12 protein-coding genes are annotated in these 18,144 nt (G+C 61.8%); 8 read left to right on the top strand and 4 right to left on the bottom strand.

Features of this window, described 5'->3' with window-relative positions; genetic code table 11:
• Positions 1-9 precede the first annotated feature (9 nt).
• Positions 10-786 (bottom strand): FkbM family methyltransferase, encoded by a 777-nt coding sequence (locus ACIPRI_RS16140; RefSeq protein ID WP_446622476.1) that lies wholly within the window; start codon positions 784-786, stop codon positions 10-12.
• Between the two features lie 339 nt (positions 787-1,125).
• Between ACIPRI_RS16140 and rfbB the strand changes: the two genes are divergently transcribed.
• Genes rfbB through rfbC form a run of 4 tightly spaced genes read left to right on the top strand, consistent with a single transcriptional unit; the run spans position 1,126 to position 4,545 of the window.
• Complete coding sequence (gene rfbB / locus ACIPRI_RS16135) at positions 1,126-2,202, top strand: dTDP-glucose 4,6-dehydratase (RefSeq protein ID WP_446622475.1); 1,077 nt, start codon at positions 1,126-1,128, stop codon at positions 2,200-2,202.
• Positions 2,199-3,089 carry a dTDP-4-dehydrorhamnose reductase gene (gene rfbD, locus ACIPRI_RS16130; protein WP_446622474.1) on the top strand — a complete coding sequence of 297 codons (891 nt, stop codon included), beginning with the start codon at positions 2,199-2,201 and terminating at the stop codon, positions 3,087-3,089. Before rfbB ends, rfbD begins: the two co-directional genes overlap by 4 nt.
• A complete protein-coding gene (gene rfbA, locus ACIPRI_RS16125) occupies positions 3,086-4,000 on the top strand; it encodes a glucose-1-phosphate thymidylyltransferase RfbA (RefSeq protein WP_446622473.1) in 915 nt (304 codons plus the stop codon). Before rfbD ends, rfbA begins: the two co-directional genes overlap by 4 nt.
• Complete coding sequence (gene rfbC, locus ACIPRI_RS16120) at positions 3,997-4,545, top strand: dTDP-4-dehydrorhamnose 3,5-epimerase (protein ID WP_446622472.1); 549 nt, start codon at positions 3,997-3,999, stop codon at positions 4,543-4,545. The genes rfbA and rfbC overlap by 4 nt, the downstream gene beginning before the upstream one ends.
• Here rfbC and fcl read toward each other — a convergent pair whose 3' ends face one another.
• A complete protein-coding gene (gene fcl / locus ACIPRI_RS16115) occupies positions 4,546-5,514 on the bottom strand; it encodes a GDP-L-fucose synthase (protein WP_446622471.1) in 969 nt (322 codons plus the stop codon).
• A 390-nt stretch (positions 5,515-5,904) separates the two neighbouring features.
• On the opposite strand from fcl, the gene ACIPRI_RS16110 reads away from it, so the two are divergent.
• Together ACIPRI_RS16110 and ACIPRI_RS16105 are read left to right on the top strand one after the other, a co-directional pair.
• Complete coding sequence (locus ACIPRI_RS16110; RefSeq protein ID WP_446622470.1) at positions 5,905-9,198, top strand: glycosyltransferase; 3,294 nt, start codon at positions 5,905-5,907, stop codon at positions 9,196-9,198.
• On the top strand, positions 9,195-10,343 hold the full coding sequence (locus ACIPRI_RS16105; protein WP_446622469.1) for a glycosyltransferase family 4 protein: 1,149 nt from the start codon (positions 9,195-9,197) through the stop codon (positions 10,341-10,343). The genes ACIPRI_RS16110 and ACIPRI_RS16105 overlap by 4 nt, the downstream gene beginning before the upstream one ends.
• Positions 10,344-10,464: 121 nt before the next feature.
• On the opposite strand, the gene ACIPRI_RS16100 is transcribed toward ACIPRI_RS16105, so the two are convergent.
• Complete coding sequence (locus ACIPRI_RS16100) at positions 10,465-11,340, bottom strand: GDP-mannose 4,6-dehydratase (protein WP_446622468.1); 876 nt, start codon at positions 11,338-11,340, stop codon at positions 10,465-10,467.
• Positions 11,337-12,377 (bottom strand): GDP-mannose 4,6-dehydratase, encoded by a 1,041-nt coding sequence (gene gmd / locus ACIPRI_RS16095; RefSeq protein ID WP_446622777.1) that lies wholly within the window; start codon positions 12,375-12,377, stop codon positions 11,337-11,339. Before gmd ends, ACIPRI_RS16100 begins: the two co-directional genes overlap by 4 nt.
• Positions 12,378-12,575: 198 nt before the next feature.
• Between gmd and ACIPRI_RS16090 the strand changes: the two genes are divergently transcribed.
• Both ACIPRI_RS16090 and ACIPRI_RS16085 read left to right on the top strand, forming a co-directional pair.
• Positions 12,576-17,177: a glycosyltransferase gene (locus tag ACIPRI_RS16090; protein ID WP_446622467.1), complete on the top strand. Its 4,602-nt coding sequence runs from the start codon at positions 12,576-12,578 to the stop codon at positions 17,175-17,177.
• A complete protein-coding gene (locus ACIPRI_RS16085) occupies positions 17,174-18,043 on the top strand; it encodes a hypothetical protein (protein ID WP_446622466.1) in 870 nt (289 codons plus the stop codon). Before ACIPRI_RS16090 ends, ACIPRI_RS16085 begins: the two co-directional genes overlap by 4 nt.
• Positions 18,044-18,144: the final 101 nt, after the last annotated feature.

Raw genomic sequence — 18,144 nt, 5'->3', positions numbered from 1 at the left:
GGCTTACTTCTACTTGCGGCGACGCCGCACTACGATGTCCTGAAAATGGAATGCGCCCAAGCCGAGCACGCGTCTCAGCCGCTCCGATCCGCCGTGAATCGGAATGAGCTGGCCGGTCATCGGATCGAAGACTTCCGGTTGGAAGTGTGCGATCAGCCAATCAATGTCCGACAGCGGCAAGTGCAGAACCTCAACTAGGCAGGCAAAGTCTTCCAGTTGATCAAGCATGTCGCCGAGGCCGCGCAGCACGTCACATTCGGCGCCCTCCACGTCGATCTTGAGCAGGAGTCGTTTGGCCGTTGCGGGCTGTCGATCATCGAGGATCGCCGCCAGCGTGGTGGTCCGGACCTCGAACTGTTGTAGCCGGTGGTCCTGGCCCTCAGGGTGCGCCTCGATGCCCAGGCGGCTCAGGCCGGACCATGTTAGGTCCGCGCTCAGCATCGCAGAGCCTTCGGTCGCGGACAAGGCGGCCGATACGATCTGTACCGGTAGCGCCGCTTCCTTCATGGTTCGAGTCAGGATCGGCGTGAGCAGAGGGTTGGGTTCCACGGCAAACAGAGCCGCGCCGTCAGGCACATCGAGGTTGACGAGCATCTCGCCATAGTTGGCGCCCACATCAATGATGTGCGTCCAGCCTTCCGATGCCAGCACTTGCCATGCTCTAAGCGAGTTCGGATTGACATTGCCTTGAAACTCGCGCAATCGCTTGCCCCGCTCATCCTCGGGCAGCACATAGATGCGGCGACCGTTGCGGCAAACGGCATGGATTTCTGATTTCGTGTTCATGAGAGGTTCGGGTTTTGCGTTCTCGATTGGGCGTTCAGTTGGAGGAGCCGGAGCCGGAGCCGGAACCGGGTGCCTTGAAGGCGCCGAGGCTGGTGAACCAGGTCTGGTCGGACGTAGATTCGGATGCCCGCTGCTTGTCCATGCTCGGCCTCCTCAAAATCGGGGATGTGTCGACTCTAGAAGAAGTGGCGGCGAATTTTCAGGCGGTATCGCCCTGGCTCGACGCATCAGCCAAGAGTAAGGATGTTGCGCAAGATTTGTTAGCGTTTCGATACAAAGGTGGATGTGATAATCGCCCAACTGTCGGTAGTCGACTGTCCAAAAATGAGAGGGACTTGAATGATTTTGGTGACCGGCGGTGCCGGCTTTATTGGCGGCAATTTTGTCCTCGACTGGATCGCAAACAGTGATGAGGCCGTCGTGAATCTCGACAAGCTGACCTATGCCGGCAACCTCGAGACGCTGTCTTCGCTGAGCGGCAGTGCCAAACATGTCTTCGTGCGAGGCGACATCGGCGCCAGTGACCTAGTCGACAAGCTGCTGTTGGAGCATAAGCCTCGCGCCATCATCAACTTTGCCGCCGAATCGCACGTGGATCGCTCGATCCACGGCCCGGAAGATTTCGTGCAAACCAACGTGCTGGGCACCTTCCGCCTTCTCGAAAGCGTGCGCGGCTACTGGAGCGGTTTGCCGGCAGACCAGAGGGCCGCCTTCCGCTTCCTGCACGTGTCGACCGACGAGGTCTACGGTTCGCTCTCGCCGACCGATCCGGCCTTCACCGAAGAGAACACGTACGAGCCCAACAGCCCGTACTCGGCCAGCAAGGCGGCCAGCGATCATCTGGTGCGCGCCTGGCATCACACCTACGGGCTGCCGGTCCTGACGACCAACTGCTCGAACAACTACGGGCCCTTTCATTTCCCCGAAAAGCTCATCCCCCTGATGATCGTCAACGCGCTCGCCGGCAAGCCCTTGCCGGTCTATGGCGACGGCATGCAGGTGCGCGACTGGCTCTATGTGAAGGACCATTGCAGCGCGATCCGCCGCGTGTTGGACGTCGGCAAGCTCGGCGAGACCTACAACGTGGGCGGCTGGAATGAGAAGCCCAATATCGAGATCGTGAAGACGGTCTGCGCCCTGCTTGACGAACTCAAACCGCGTGCCGACGGCAAACGTTACGCCGAACAGATCAGCTATGTGGCCGACCGGCTTGGTCACGACCGTCGCTACGCCATTGACGCGCGCAAGCTGGAGCGCGAACTGGGCTGGAAGCCGGCCGAGACGTTTGATTCCGGCATTCGGAAGACCGTCGAGTGGTACCTGGCCAACGGCGAATGGGTGCGCAACGTGCAAAGCGGCGCCTATCGTGAGTGGGTGCAAAAGCAATACGCCTCCGAGGTGAAGGGCGCGACATGAAGGTGCTGCTGCTGGGCAGGGGCGGGCAGGTCGGCTGGGAACTGCAGCGTAGCTTGGCGCCACTGGGCGAACTGGTGGCGCTGGACCACGACAGCGTCGACTTTCCAGCGGACTTCAGTCGACCTGAGGAGTTGGCCGAGACCGTGCTCGCGATCCGGCCCGACGTGGTTGTCAATGCGGCAGCCCACACTGCCGTAGACAAGGCCGAGGGCGAGCCTGAGCTGGCGCGCAAGCTCAATGCCACCTCGCCAGGTGTGCTGGCCGGGGCCGCGCAGAAGGTCGGCGCGTTGATGGTGCACTACTCGACGGACTATGTTTTCGATGGGAGTGGTAGCACGCCGTGGTGCGAAGAAGATGCCACGGGGCCATTGTCTGTGTACGGGCAAACCAAGCTCGAAGGCGAGCAGCTTGTGGCGCGCAACTGCGCCAACCATCTGATCTTCCGGACCAGTTGGGTCTATGCCGCGCGCGGTGGCAACTTTGCCAAGACCATGCTGCGGCTCGCCAAGGAGCGCGAAAGGCTCACTGTCATCGACGACCAGTACGGTGCGCCGACTGGCGCCGAATTGCTGGCCGACGTGACAGCGCATGCCATCCGACAGGCCTTGGACCAGCCGGCCAAAGCGGGCCTGTATCACCTAGTTGCAGCGGGTGAGACCACGTGGTGCGGCTATGCCAGATTCGTCCTTGAGCAGGCGCAGGCGGCTGGCATCTATCTCAAGGCGACTTCTCAAGCTGTTGAGGCGGTGCCCACGAGCGCTTTTCCTACGCCGGCCAAGCGCCCCCATAACTCAAGATTGAATACTGCCAAGCTTCGGTCAACCTTCGGCCTGAACCTGCCGCATTGGCAATCGGGCGTGGCGAGGATGCTGCGGGAAACCTTATGACGAACCGAGACCCGGAAAAACACACAACACGACGCAAGGGCATCATTTTGGCGGGTGGCTCAGGGACTCGCTTGCACCCCGCCACCTTGGCGATGAGCAAGCAACTGCTCCCGGTGTATGACAAGCCGATGATCTACTACCCGCTGAGCACGCTGATGCTGGGCGGCATCCGAGACATTCTCGTTATCAGCACGCCACAAGACACGCCGCGCTTTCAGCAACTGTTGGGTGACGGCAGTCAATGGGGCATCAACCTGCAATATGCCGTGCAGCCCAGTCCGGACGGCTTGGCGCAGGCGTTCATCATTGGCGACAAATTTATCGGCAACGCGACGAGCGCGCTGGTGCTGGGCGACAACATTTTCTATGGGCACGACTTCGTGAATCTGCTCCAGAGCGCTGACGCTCATCAGAATGGGGCCACGGTGTTTGCCTATCACGTGCACGATCCGGAGCGCTACGGCGTCGTCGCCTTTGACGCCGATGGAAAGGCCAGCAGCATCGAGGAAAAGCCAGCGCAGCCCAAGAGCAGCTACGCGGTCACCGGGTTGTATTTCTATGACAACCAAGTCGTCGACATCGCCAAGGCCGTCAAGCCTAGCGCGCGAGGTGAACTGGAAATCACGGCGGTCAATCAGTCCTACCTGGAACGTGGTCAACTCAACGTGCAAATCATGCAGCGCGGCTATGCCTGGCTGGACACCGGAACGCACGAGAGCTTGCTGGAGGCGGGGCAGTTTATTGCGACGCTTGAGCATCGGCAGGGCCTGAAGATCGCATGCCCTGAGGAGATTGCCTGGCGCCACGGCTTCATTGATGTCGAACAGCTTGCGCGCCTTGCGGCACCCCTGCAGAAGAACGGCTATGGCAAGTACCTGACGCAGCTTCTGATGGACGAGGTGCGGTCGTGAAGGCAACGCCAACTTCCATTCCAGACGTTCTCGTCTTCGAGCCCAAGTTGTTTGGCGACGCGCGCGGTTTCTTTTGCGAGAGCTTTAACCAAAAGGTCTTTGACGAGGCGGTTGGTCGGCCTGTGACTTTCGTGCAGGACAATCACTCTCGATCCGCCAGGGGAGTCTTGCGGGGGTTGCACTACCAGATTCAGCAGCCGCAGGGCAAACTGGTAAGGGTGACTCGCGGCGTGGTGTTCGATGTGGCGGTCGATATTCGCAAGTCGTCACCGGCATTCGGAAAGTGGGTGGGCATCGAGCTGAGCGAGCACAACCACAAGCAATTCTGGGTTCCGCCAGGCTTTGCGCACGGATTCCTGGTGCTGAGCGAATCGGCCGACTTCCTCTACAAAACCACCGACTACTACGCGCCCCCATACGAGCGGAGCATCGCTTGGAACGATCCCGCGCTTGGCATCGAATGGCCGGACATTGGCATGGCCCCCGTCCTTTCCGCGAAGGACGCTGTCGGCGCCTCTCTTGGAAATGCAGAGACTTTTCCCTGACTAGGCCATCCGCAGGTTCTTTTTCAGGAAGTCCTCGTAGGCCATCCGGATTCCTCCTTCCAGGGTGACCTGCGGGCGCCAGCCCAACGCATGCATACGCGAAACGTCGAGGAGCTTTCTTGGCGTTCCGTCCGGCTTGCTTCGGTCGCATCTGATTTCGCCTTCGAAGCCGACGATGCGCGCTACCAATGTGGCCAGCTCAAGAATGGAAAGGTCCTCGCCGGTTCCGATGTTGATGTGGCTTTCCATGGTTTCCGTGTTTGCCGCGTATGCCTCGCGCGGCAACTGCATCAGGTGGACGCAACCACGGGCCATGTCGTCCACGTACAGGAATTCCCGCTTTGGGGTGCCGCTGCCCCAGATGGTGACTTCGCGCGCGCCCGTTTGCTTCGCTTCGTGGAAGCGGCGAAGCAATGCGGGCAGCACGTGGCTGTTGTCCTTGTGATAGTTGTCGCCCGGGCCATAGAGATTGGTCGGCATGACGCTTCTGAAGTCGCAGTCGTACTGCCGGTTGTAGCTCTCGCATAGCTTGATGCCGGCGATCTTTGCAATCGCGTACGGCTCATTGGTGGGCTCCAGCTTGCCGGTGAGCAATGCACTCTCGTTTATTGGCTGCGACGCCAGCCGCGGATAGATGCAACTTGAACCCAGCAAGAGCAGCTTGCGCACACCGGCGCGCCACGCCTCGTGGATCACATTTGCCTCGACCATGAGGTTCTCGTAGATGAATTCCGCGGGGTAAGTGTTGTTGGCATGAATTCCGCCGACCTTGGCCGCCGCGAGGTATACCTGCTCGGGACGCGCAATCTCAAAGAATTTGCGGACCTCCGCTTGGTCGGTTAGGTCGAGTTCTGACCTGGCACGAGTGATTAGGTTTCGGTGCCCTTGCTGTGCGAGACAGCGGGTGATTGCCCCACCTACCATGCCAGCGTGCCCGGCGATGTAGATGCGGTCGTTCAGTTCGTTCATGAGGTCGCTTTCAATCTGACTTGGCCGGCACACCGAGTCCGTTGCTCAACTTTGCTATCGAGATAGTTTCGCCTCCATTGCATAGTTGCGTTGTCAGCCAGAGCGGTGGGCCGAGCCCTAGAGAAGGGCAATCTTAAACGCGGTCTCCTGGGGAGTGTTGCTAGGTCGGCACGCAGCCGGCGGAGCGGCGGCGCCGTCCTACATTGCGTCACCCGCCGCCGAGGTGGGAGGTCCGTTAACGTATAAACGTAGGGTCACGCCTAACATCGCAAACGCGCCGAGGCTGGCGCGACAACTGTCAGGCTTCGCTCTTCGACGGGACCCAGCGCGGCGAATGCCGCGAGAGTGCAATCCCGCTGCAAGCAACGCACATTTAAGTAAAACGACGTAATGAATTCTGTTCGAAATGAGTCCTCCCCGGAACTGGCGTTCGCAGGGGCGCTTTCCCCTGCCGCGTTCATCCTTCCGGGCACAAAGCTCGCCTCAACTTGGCTAGAGCACACGCCATTTGCACTTTGGCTTGTCGAGGCACTCAGGCCCGCTCGCTTCGTTGAATTGGGCACGTTGCATGGAGTTTCCTATTTCACTTTTTGCGAGGCGGTGCAACGCCTCGGCTGCGGCACGCGTTGCTTCGCAATCGACACTTGGGCAGGCGACGAACACACGGGCTTCTACGACGAGGCGGTCTGGCGCCATGTCTCTGAACTGAACAGGAGCAACTACGCCGCTTTTTCCACCTTGCTCAGAAGAACCTTTGATGACGCCCTGGTGGAGTTCCCAGATGGCAGCATTGATCTGCTTCACGTTGACGGCCGTCACTTTTACGAGGACGTCAAACATGATTTCGAAAGTTGGATTCCCAAGCTGACTCCATCCGCAGTGGTCATCTTCCACGACACCAATGTTCACGAAAGAAACTTTGGGGTGGCGCGCTACTGGCGCGAACTGAAGGGGCAGTACCCGACCTTCGAGTTCGACCATGGAAGTGGATTGGGAGTCCTGGCGTTCGGCCAAGTCCCGCCTGGATTGAATGGGCTGTTTGCAGCATCGCAAGACCCTGTCAGGAGCGCTGCGGTGCGTACGGCGTATGCGCGATTGGGCGCAGCGGTTGCGGATCGCCTATCGCTTCGTCACGAAGAGAGCCTCGTCGCGCGTTTGCGATCGGACATTGCGATCGTTCAGGCGGATGGCGCGGCATCGGCGTCGGAGGTTGTTCGCCTGACCGAGAGCCTTCAGTCCGAAGCGCAGGCTTCGACGACACTGAGAGCCCAACTCGAGCAAGCCCTGGCGGAGCAGAAGGTCTACACCGAGCAAGCCTTGACGAAGCAGAAGGTCTACACCGAGCAAGCCTTGACGAAGCAGGGGGCCGACTATGAGCAAAGGATCGAGGTCCTGCGCGGGCGACGTGTCGCGCTGGAGGCGGAGGTCGAGCGCTTCCAGCACGAAGCTAGGGGTCACGACGCCGCCGCGGCAAATCTGCGCGTCGAGTCTGAGCGGCTCGCTGGCGAAGTGGCCGAGTTGCATCAGCTGGTTGACGCGCTGCGCAACTCGACCAGTTGGCGAATCACTGCCCCGATGCGTTGGCTGACCGGTCATTTTCGGCGACCCACTCGCTTGGTGCGGCGCGCACTGGGTGCGTTGCGACGTGGTCAGGTCGGAGCGCAGGTGCGCAAAGCGATTCACGATGTGCATGCTTGGCGCGAGTTAGGAGCTTCCTGCTTGCTCGACCGCGATTGGTACCTGGGCACATACCCTGACGTGGCGAACCAAGGTCGGGACGCGTTGTGGCACTTCATCAGAAGCGGCGCGGCAGAAGGTCGTCAGCCCTCCGCACTGTTTGATGTCCGCTGGTACCTCGACATGAACCCGGACGTCAGGGACGTCGGCGTCAATCCGCTCTTGCACTACCTACGCTCGGGAGCGGCGGAGGGTCGCGACCCGAGCCCGGGGTTTGATTCTGATTGGTACTTGTCCGCCTACAAAGACGTCGCAGCGGCAGGCATCAATCCACTGGCTCACTATCAAGCATTCGGTAAGGCGGAAGGGCGCCTTCCGAAGCTGCCGCAATCGCAGGCTGAGGTGAGAGTGCGCGCGCCAGGCTCCTCGCCAAAGTTCAAATTCGAGCCGCTGATCTCCATAGTGACCCCCGTTTACAACGTGGAAGGACGCTGGCTGAGGCGCGCCATTGAGTCGGTCCAGGCGCAGACCTATGCAAAGTGGGAGTTCTGCATTTGCGACGATGGGTCGACGAATCCGGACACCATCCAGACGTTGGCCGAGTTGGAGAGTCATGATTCGCGCATCCGGGTGGTCCGTCCAGGGTGCAATGCCGGCATCTCAAGAGCCACGAATCAAGCGCTGGAGCTTGCGGGCGGGGAGTTCGTCGCCCTCTTGGACAACGACGATGAGCTGACGGCGGATGCTCTGGAGACCTGTGTCGCGGTGCTGAACCGAAACCCGTCCATCGACGTCATGTACAGCGATGAAGACAAACTGGACGCTTCTGGGCAATGTGAAGAGCCCTTCTTCAAGCCTGACTGGTCGGCCCATCTTCTGCGGGAGGTGATGTATGTGGGACATCTTCTGGTGGCGCGGCGAAGCCTGGTTCTCGAAGTGGGAGGGTTGGATGCCACTTACGATGGCGTCCAGGATTTCGAGCTCATGCTGCGCCTTTCGGAGCGCACCCGTAACATCCATCACGTCCGCAAGATTCTCTACCATTGGCGGCGAATCCCCGGCAGCGTTGCTGATCACAGCGATGCCAAGCCCGGGTTGGGGCTCAAGCAAGTGGCGGCGGTGAACGCGCACTTGGCGCGACTGGGTGAAAGGGCGCGGGCCGTGCCGCATCCCAACCTGCAGCACAGAGCCGTGATTCAGCCCGAAGCGCGTAGCCAGTTTCCGAAGATTTCCATCGTGATTCCTACGAAGGATGCCGGCGAGCATATCTCGCGCTGCCTCGATTCGATCTACGCGAAGACCGCCTATCCGGATTTTGAAGTCGTAGTCGTCGACAACGGGACGACCGACCCCGTCGCTTTGGCGGCGATGCAGCGTCACCCGATTGTTCACGTCCCATTCGTTGAGCCCTTCAACTTCTCGCGGGCAAACAACGTCGGGGTGGCCGCGGCGAGCGGCGAAATTCTCGTTCTGCTCAACAACGATACGGAGGTCGTGCGAGAAGACTGGCTTGAGCAAATGGCCTACCTTCTCGAGCAACCAGAGGTCGGTGCTGTCGGGCCGCTGCTGCTGTACCCGGATGGCACGGTGCAGCACGCGGGCGTGGCACTTGGTATGCGCGGTACGGCCGATCACGTCATGCGGTGCCTGACTGCTGATGCCGATGGCTACTTCGGGGCGCTTGCATGCACGCGAGAGGTGTCGGCCGTCACCTTTGCCTGCGTCATGCTTCGCAAGGTGGACTATCTCGCGGTCGGCGGACTGGTGGAACTCTATCGAACCCACTACCAGGACGTGGATCTTTGCCTACGCCTGATAGGGATCGGTCGCAAGATTCTCTATACCCCGCGTACGCGACTTGTTCACTACGAAAGCGCGACCCGTGGCACTACCTATGACCACATGGACAGAGCACTCTTTCTTGACGCATGGGCAGACAAGCTTGCAGAGGGCGACCCGTACTCCCGCTGGGAGCCGGAAGCCCGCAGTGCCGAGGCACTCGCATGAACTTGCTCTTCGTCCAACACAACGCGCTATGGAGCAATAGCGGAATCCATGTGACCAGTTTGGCCAATGGACTGACGGAGTTGGGTGTCAACGTTGTGGTGGCTGTGCCCACTGACGCTGATCGCAAGGCGCCAGATTGCCCAATTGCGTTCAAGGTCGTCACATGGGCCGAAGCCGAATGCGCCCGCTTCGACGATGGCTGCGGGCCGGACTTGATCCACGCATGGACACCGCGGCAACATGTGTCGGCCGCTGCGCGCCGCATTGCCGCTTCCAATCAATGCCGCTATGTGGTGCACCTCGAGGACAATGAGCATTCGTTGGCGGCGTCCGCGCTGAGCCTGAGCATCGAACAGCTTCTGGCGCGCGCGAAAGACAATCTGTCTGTTCCGGGGAACCTGGCGGAACCAGGGGACATGCATCGCTTTCTCTGCGAGTCGGCAGGGGTCACCGCGCTTGTCGATACCCTGTTGGAGTTCAAGCCCGGACAACTGCCAGGCATTGAGATTCCGCCGGCCGCCGACGACTCGATGTTCTACCCGCGCCCGACCGATGAGGCGGTGCGCTCGTCGCTCGGCGTGGCAGGGGATACGAAGCTGCTCGTCTATCACGGAAATACGCACTTCGCCAACGTAAAGGAGGTGCGCGCCCTGTACCTTGCCGTTGCCGCGCTGGCCCAGCAAGGACGCAACATCAAGTTGATCCGGCTTGGCTCGGATTTCGCTGAAATCGTTCCGGAGGAATTGAAAGAACTTGAGCAATACATCGTCAAGGTCCCGTTCCAGGCCCGTGAACGACTGCCGCTGTACTTGGCGCTGGCCGACGTTTTCGTCCAACCTGGCCGGATCGATGCGTTCAACGCCTATCGCTTTCCTTCGAAGCTGCCAGAGTTCTTTGCCATGGGGCGTCCGGTGATCTTGCCGGCGACGAACATCGGCTTGCGGGTAAGAGACGGCGAAGAAGGCCTGCTATTGCATACCGGCGATGCAATCGAGATTGCTCGCGCCATCGAACAAGTGCTCGATTCGCCTGAGCTGGCAACAAGACTGGCGACCGGCGCCAGGCGATTCTACGAGCGAGAGCTGAATTGGAAGAAGAGCGCGAGCAGCCTGCTCGAGTTCTATCAACGCCTTGGCGCAGAGTGAGCCATGACTTGCAAAGTGATGCCGGATTGAGGCGGGCGGCTGAGTACTATTGCAATCGGCGGGCGCCGCCCACTCTCGTGATCGGACGCGACCGGCAGCTCAGTGCTTACTCCCCGAGTAGTCAGCCGGGGGCGGCGGACGTCCCGTCCAGCATGCGCTGGATCAGCGCGGGCAGGTTGGTGTGCACCGGATCGACACCCTTGGACCTCAAGAGAGCATTCAATTTTTCTGGGCTGCCGCAGAGGCGGTGTACTTCGTTGGGCCGAACGAGCGAAGGGTTTACGGAGACTTGCACTGAGCGGCCGCTCAAGCGGCTGAAGATATCAATCACTTCCTGCAGGCGATATGGCTGACCTGAGCACACGTTGTAGGTCTCTCCTGCGACCCCGTGTTCCAGAAGCTGGAGATAGGCGTGGCAAACCATGTGCACATCGTTAAACTCGCGCTCCACCTGCAGGTTCCCAAGTGCAATAGTGGGCAGGCCTCGAGCAAAGTGAGCAGCCAACTTGGGAACGACGAAGTTGGGGTCCTGTCCTGGGCCGGTGTAGTTGAAGGGCCGGGTGATCACGATGCTTAGCCGGTCCATGTAAGTGCGAGCCATGAGTTCCATGGCGAGCTTGCTCATGGCGTAGTGGTTGACCGGCGCAGGTGGCTGCGTCTCGACGATGGGTGACTGCTCGGTATTGCCATAGACGTTTGCGCTACTCGCTAACAGCACGATACGCGGCGGCGTTTCGAGCTGAGCAAGGGCATCCAGCAGGTTTGTGGTTCCAACCGCGTTGACTGCGTAGAAGGCATCCTCATGGGTGTGTCCCACGAAACTAATGGCGGCCAGATGCACCACCGCCTGTGGCCGCGCCGCCTTCACTTCCGTCGCAAGCGCCTCGGCATCAGTGAGATCGGCTCGCAACGGAACGACCTCATGCCCTCCGGCCATTGCCATCTCGGCAAAAGGCTGTCCGGTGAAGCCGCCTGCGCCAGTGAGGAGAATCCTCAAAATGAAAAGCCCAGCTTGTTGCGCCGCAGGTCCGCCTCCACCATCATCTGGCACAACTGCTCCAGCGTGGTCGTGGGCGCCCAGCCTAGCTTGGCCTTGGCCTTGGCCGGGTTGCCAATGAGCAGCTCGACTTCCGCTGGGCGGTAGAACTTCGGGTTGATGCGCATCACGGTCTTGCCCGTGGCGGTGTCCACGGCTGATTCGGCTTCGGCGCTACCCTTGAATTCCACTTCCATGCCCGCGCCCTTGAATGCCATGCGTACGAAGTCGCGCACGGTTTCGGTGCGGTTGGTGGCCAGCACAAAGGTGTCGGGTTCGTCGGCTTGCAGCATGCGCCACATGCCTTCCACGTATTCCTTGGCGTAGCCCCAGTCGCGCTTGGCGTCGAGGTTGCCCAGCTCCAACACGTCCAGCTTGCCGAGCTTGATCTTCGCCACGCTATCAGTGATCTTGCGCGTCACGAACTCGCGCCCGCGCAAAGGGCTTTCATGGTTGAACAGGATCCCGCTGGATCCGAAGATGCCGTAGCTCTCGCGGTAGTTCACCGTGATCCAGTGCGCATACAGCTTGGCGACGCCGTAGGGGCTGCGCGGATAGAAGGGGGTGTCTTCCACCTGTGGAATGGCCTGGACCTTGCCGAACATTTCCGAGGTACTGGCCTGGTAGAAGCGGATTTTGGGGTTCACTAGGCGGATCGCCTCGAGCAGATTAAGAGCGCCAATGGCGGTGATCTGCGCAGTGGTGGTGGGCTGGTCGAAGCTCACACCCACGAAGCTTTGTGCCGCCAGGTTGTAGACCTCGCCCGGGGCCGTGTCCTTGATCAGACTGAGCGAGCTACCTAGATCGGTCAGGTCGTACTCCACCAGGTGCAAATCGGGATGGTTCTGAATCCCGAGTTCCTCGATGCGCCAGAAGTTGACCGAACTGGTGCGGCGATAGGTGCCGTAGACCACATAGCCTTTGCTCAAAAGAAGTTCGGCCAGGTAGGCCCCGTCTTGCCCTGTGATGCCGGTCACGACCGCGCGCTTTGATGTCATGAATCCCTCAAATGTCAAATAGTCCGGGCACGCCCGCCAGGGCGCGTGCGAAAGCAGGGATTCTGCCCGATCGCGCGGGACCGCCCGCGCCTTGTAGGTGTGTCTTTGGATGCAGTTGGTAACACTTACGTCGGCGAGAATTTGCGCTTGCTGCCAGGGGTCGCCGGTCGAGGCGACCCAATTCAGAACAAGGAACCAATGCCCCATCTCGCGCCGCTGCAAACCACTGAGGAGATCGTCCTTCATGCCCTTGGCGGCATCGACCGCTTTTTTCGACTCGAAGTGTCCGCAGGGGCGCGGCTGGAAAGTGCGGAGGTCGGGGCCGTCAGCCTGGTGCCGGCAGAGGCGCAAGTGGAGGTAGAGGCGCGGGCCGGAAGTGCCGCCGCGCTGTCGACCGGCACCGGGCAACTGTGGGTGCGTGCGGACTTCGTCGGGCCCGAATCTCACGCAGGTGGGCGGGAACCTGCACCGACTGGCGCCGTCGATATGCCGCGAGACGCCAACTTGGGAGAGGCGCTGTCACGGCTGGTGCCGCCGGGGCAGGCACTACACCTGCTGAGGCTGAGGTGCGATCGGCCCAGTGCCGTGCTGGCCGGGAATGACCTGCAGGCGCACCGGCCCTGGATCATTGCGCTTGCCGGCGCGCCTCGCGGCATCGATGGCGGAGCGCACGACCTGCTGCAGAGCAGTGGCTATCGGCTGGTCGGCGCCTTGGACGCGGAGCGCATCTATGTGGCGAGCGAACGGACGGATCTCGTCGAGCGCTTGGAACTGGTCTGCGGCGCTGCGCCGGCGGCCGGCGATCCAAGTGCTGACATCCAGTTGCTGAAGGAGCGCTTGGCGCAGGCGCAGCGGCTGGAATTCGAAACGCGTGTCAAGGCGAATGCCCCAGTCCGGGCGCGCGAGGCACCCGCCAAGGATCTGGACGACGCGCAACTGGAACTGTTGGCCCAACAGCGCGCCATGATGGGTTCTGCCGCCTGGCGGCTGGCGTCCACGCTGCAGCGGGTTTCAGGCAAGTTTCCGCCGCCGGTGCGGCGGCTTGCCAAGCGGACGCTGCGCGCCGCCTGGTGGACGGTGACTCCGCATCGCTACGGCGAGCGCTGGAACTATCTGCGTGCGCGCTGGGCAGAGCCCGAGGGCGTGCCGCAAATCCCGACGGAAGCTGAACCGCCGATTGCCCGTGCCGGGACCACGTATGGTGATTGGACTTCTCGCGTCGAGAGCCGTTCGGCGCTGGTGCTGCGCGCCAAGGACGCCCCCTTGCTGGCCAGCCTGTTGTTGTCCGGTGAGGCGGTCGAGCCAGCTGCGGTGCGGCGCACCGTCGAGTCGTTGCGCCGACAGTCGCAGGCAGCATGGGAGTTGATCGCCTGCGCGCCAATACCGCCCGCGCTGCGTGAGCTGGCGCAGCGAGATGCCCGAATCCGGCTCGTCGAATTTGATGGCCTGGCCGGCGCGCTCAGGCACGCCAAGGGCCAGTTCATCGCCTTCGTCGATGTCGGCGACGTGCTCGCCGAACACGCGCTCAATGAACTGGCCGCAGCGCTGAGGGGCAATCCGGGAGCCAGCATCCTCTATGGCGACGAAGACATGCTGGACGCCGATGGCCGGCGCACCGCCCCTTGCTTCAAGCCCGGCTGGTCGCCTGATCTGCTGTTTGCCCACAACTATTTCGGGCGCTTGTGCTTTCTGCGGCGCGAGCTGGTGGCATCCGCCGGCGGTTTGGCGATCGATGCCGGCGTCGCGTTTGAATGGGACCTGAACCTGCGCTGCAGCGACTTGACTCAGGACATCGTGCGCATTCCTAAGGTGCTGTGCCATCGAGGGGCGGCCGCGCGGCTGCAACGGCCGGCGCCGGGCTCGTCCGGCTCGGCAGATCATCGGGCGGTATTGGCCCGCTACTGGGCGCGCCATGGCTTCGAAGCGACCATCCAGACCCAGCCGGACGGAACACAGCGCGCCGTTTGGAGTACGCCGGCGCAAGCGCTTGTGTCGGTGATCATCCCGACCAAGGACAAGGTCGATCTGCTTCGAATGTGCGTGCAAGGCCTGCTGGATCGCACCGACTACGACAACAAGGAAATCATCATTGTCGATACCGGCTCCACCGAGCCGCAGACACATGACTATTACGCCGAGCTTGCCGCCAACCCGGCGGTGCGCATTGTGCGGTTCGAGCGGCGCTTCAACTATTCGGCCGCCTGCAACTATGGCGCCGCCTGTGCGCAAGGTGAATTGCTCCTGTTTCTCAACAACGATATCGAGGTTGTCCATAGCGATTGGCTGGCCGAAATGGTGCGCTTTGCGCAGCGCCCAGGCGTCGGCGTGGTGGGGACTCGCCTGGACTATCCAACGGGGGAGCTGCAGCACGCCGGGGTGGGGATCGGGCCCCATTTGTGCGCCCTCATGTACCGCAGCGCCGAGGCAGAAGCTTGGGGCCTGTTTGGTTCTGCCAACCACCCGCGCAACTGGCTGGCCATCATGGGAGCCTGCCAGTTGGTGCGGCGCGACGTATTCGAGCGCGTGGGCGGCTTCGACGAAGCCTATCTGGTCGCCATGAGTGACGTGGCGTTGTGCTTGCAGGCTTGGCGCCTGGGCTATCGCACTGCCTACGCGCCACAGGCACGACTGATCCACCACGAAGGCGCGACGCGCGGCAAGAGCAACCCCCAAGACGACGTGCGCCGCATCGCCGACGACATTCGTCTGCTGGGCATCGACGACGATCCCTACCTGCATCCGGAGCTCGACGGCCACGCCGCGATTCCCGCGCTACGCTCGGCCGCCGCTGCACCCGGTCCGCGGCAGGTGTTGAAAGAGCGCGTCGCGGCCGATGGCTCGATTGTCTTGCCTGTGCTCGCGCTCGACTTGTGCGTGGACGGCGATTGCATCGCAGCAGCCGAAGCGCCCCGCGATCAGGTGCTGTGGTTGCCGCAGGCGGCTCATTCGGTCAACGACAAGTGGTCGGCGGCCCGCTGGTGCCTGGACCAGCTGCGCCACAGCGAGGCGATTCGTGACGCCTTCCCGTTGGCATTGTCGCAAGGCGCCCAAGGCGATTTCCCGGGCTGGCTGCGCGAAGGCGGGGCGGCCGCCCTGGGGCTGGGCGAGGCCGGGCTGGCCGCCATCGAGGCGCTCTTTTCACAGGACCTCGCCACGCGGGCGCGCCAGGCATTTCTGCAACACCCTGAAGTGCGCGATGCGCTACCGCATGGCCTCACGCCGGCCGGACGCGCCTTGTTGCTCCGTTGGTTCATGCGCCACGGCCGAGCGGATGCCGGGTTGCGGCTCGAGGAGGTCTGGTGGCTGTTGTGGCAGGCGGCGGAAGAACCGGCCCAGGAGCTGATGAACGCCTGGCGCTTCACGCCGGAATGGCAACGCATGTACCCCGATGGCAACACGGCATTTGGCGCGCAGGCCTTTGCGGCCTGGTTCAAGGCGACCTTCCGCGCCAGCGGCAATTGGACCGACCCCTCGCGCTGGCCACTGGAGCCCTCTGCCGCCATTCAGATCCGGCAGGCCTATCTTGCGCGCCAGCCCTGGCGGGCGCGCTTCCCAATGGCTCTGCACGATGCTGCCGAGGCCGGCGAACTCGTCGACTGGCTGAGTGGCCCCGGCGCGGGATTGTCCCGGGAGACGCGCGACTGGTGCAACGCTCTGGACCGGGATGCCATTGGGCGAGAGCTTGTCGCTCCAGGTGTCAACGTCATCGGCCATTTCTGTTACCCCTCGGGCTTGCGCGTTTCGGTGGAGGCGCTGGTCGGGGGCTTGCAACAAGTGGGCGTCCAAACTTCTCTGCGCGACATCCGAACCGACCGCAAGGACGATCCGCACCACGCGAACTTCGGCGGCATGGAGGTTTTCGACGCCACCATCATCCATACCCAGCCGGAGCCCTTCTTCGATTCGGCCTACGCGCTCGCGGATGTCGCACGGCGCAGCCCTCGCAGTTACCGCATCGCCTACTGGTACTGGGAATTCGACTCGATCCCCGAGTCCTGGCTTGCGCACGCGGATCAGGTCGACGAGGTGTGGGCCGCCACCGAATTCGTCGCCAAGGGGTTGCGCGAGCGCCTGTCCCTGCCCGTGAGAACGCTGTTCCCTGGCGTGAAGTTGGGCGAGTACAAGCAGCGGCCGCGTGAATACTTCGGCCTGGATACGGACAAGTACACCTTCCTGTTCACCTTCCACATGATGAGCATCATGGAGCGTAAGAACCCGCTGGGGCTCATCCGCGCGTTCAAGCTCGCCTTCAAGCCGGATGAGCCGGTATGCCTGGTCTTGAAGACATCCTTCGGCGATCGGCATCCGGTGCAGATCCAGGAACTGCATCGCGCGGCCGAAGGCGGCAACATCAAGATCATCGATGCGGTCTACAGCCCGGACGAAGTGCTGTCCATCATGGACTGTTGCGACGCCTACGTGTCGCTGCACCGAAGCGAGGGGCTGGGTTTGACCATGGCCGAAGCGATGCTGATGGGCAAGCCGGTGATTGCCACCAACTTCTCGGGCAACGTCGACTTCATGAACGACGACAACAGCCTGCTGGTGCCCTACAAGCTCGAAAAACTGGGGCGCCCCATTCCGCCCTACGACGCGGATTTCGAGTGGGCCGAACCTTCGGTCGAGCATGCTGCGAAATACATGCGGCGCGTATTCGACGACCAGGCATGGGCCAAGGAATTGGGCGCCCGCGCGAAGGCGAGTGCGCTGGCGAATCTGTCATTGGAGAGCGCTGGCCATCGTGTCGCAAGACGCCTTGAAGAAATCCGATCTCTCAGAACACAAAGCTTTTCATCATGAAGGCCATTGCCAAGTCGATTCTGCGCCCGGCTTGGAGGCCGATCAGGCGCAAGATCCAGCAGCTTGTCGATACCGCGCTGGCGTCGCGCCTGTCGCCAGGCGGCACGCTGGACGCAGCACCTGAGGCTCTCGCCGCGCTCGTTCATCGGCAAGGCCAGGAGATCGATGCGCTGCGAAGCGAGCTCAAGGCGCTTCGCAGTTCCACCTTCTCGCCTGATCCGAGCTGGAGCCAGGCGCCTCAGGAATCCCCTTTTTTCGCCTACTCCAACTGCCAGGCGGCCGACTTCTACCATCCGCGCTTCATTGCGTTGTGCAAGCTCATCGGCGAACGGCCTCGTTTCCACCGCAAGCAATGGGAGTGGGTGTTCGTCCTGCACAAGTTGCTTGAATCAGGGGTCATCAAGGCCGGCGCGCGTGGTCTCGTGTTTGGCGTGGGGCGCGAGCCTCTGCCAGCGACCTTTGCGTCGCTGAACGCATTCGTCACCGCGACCGACGCGCCGCTCGACATGCCGACGGCAACCTCCTGGACCACCACCAATCAGCACAGCGCCAGCCTCGATGCGCTGGCCTATCCCGAGATCGTGCCGACCGACAAGCTGCGCCAGCATGTCGTGCACGACTACTGCGACATGAACGCGATCGATCCGAAGTTTCGGGGTTTCGATTTCAACTGGTCCAGCTGCTGCTTCGAGCATCTGGGGTCGCTCGAGGTCGGCGTTCAGTTCGTGATCAATGCTGTCGAGAAGACGCTCCGTCCGGGTGGCGTGGCCGTCCACACCACTGAGTTCAATGTGTCGTCAAACGAGCAAACGCTCGAAGTTGGCGAAACGGTGATTTACCGTAAGCACGCGGCGAACACATCTTGACGATGGCCGCAACGGACGGCAGCGTGCGTGACGGGGTGGTCAGCTTTGCTGCCAGCGATGCGGCAGCAGTTCGTCGATGCGGCTGTGTGGGTGCGTCGGTA

This window comes from Variovorax sp. LARHSF232, assembly GCF_052871435.1.
This window is presented reverse-complemented; position numbering and strand designations above follow the sequence as displayed.

Bases quoted from the DNA above. Each gene is read 5' to 3' on its own strand.
- ACIPRI_RS16140 (WP_446622476.1), bottom strand. From the start codon at position 786: ATGAACACGAAATCAGAAATCCATGCCGTTTGCCGCAACGGTCGCCGC.
- rfbB (WP_446622475.1), top strand. From the start codon at position 1,126: ATGATTTTGGTGACCGGCGGTGCCGGCTTTATTGGCGGCAATTTTGTC.
- rfbD (WP_446622474.1), top strand. From the start codon at position 2,199: ATGAAGGTGCTGCTGCTGGGCAGGGGCGGGCAGGTCGGCTGGGAACTG.
- rfbA (WP_446622473.1), top strand. From the start codon at position 3,086: ATGACGAACCGAGACCCGGAAAAACACACAACACGACGCAAGGGCATC.
- fcl (WP_446622471.1), bottom strand. From the start codon at position 5,514: ATGAACGAACTGAACGACCGCATCTACATCGCCGGGCACGCTGGCATG.
- ACIPRI_RS16110 (WP_446622470.1), top strand. From the start codon at position 5,905: ATGAATTCTGTTCGAAATGAGTCCTCCCCGGAACTGGCGTTCGCAGGG.
- ACIPRI_RS16105 (WP_446622469.1), top strand. From the start codon at position 9,195: ATGAACTTGCTCTTCGTCCAACACAACGCGCTATGGAGCAATAGCGGA.
- gmd (WP_446622777.1), bottom strand. From the start codon at position 12,377: ATGACATCAAAGCGCGCGGTCGTGACCGGCATCACAGGGCAAGACGGG.
- ACIPRI_RS16090 (WP_446622467.1), top strand. From the start codon at position 12,576: ATGCCCCATCTCGCGCCGCTGCAAACCACTGAGGAGATCGTCCTTCAT.
- ACIPRI_RS16085 (WP_446622466.1), top strand. From the start codon at position 17,174: ATGAAGGCCATTGCCAAGTCGATTCTGCGCCCGGCTTGGAGGCCGATC.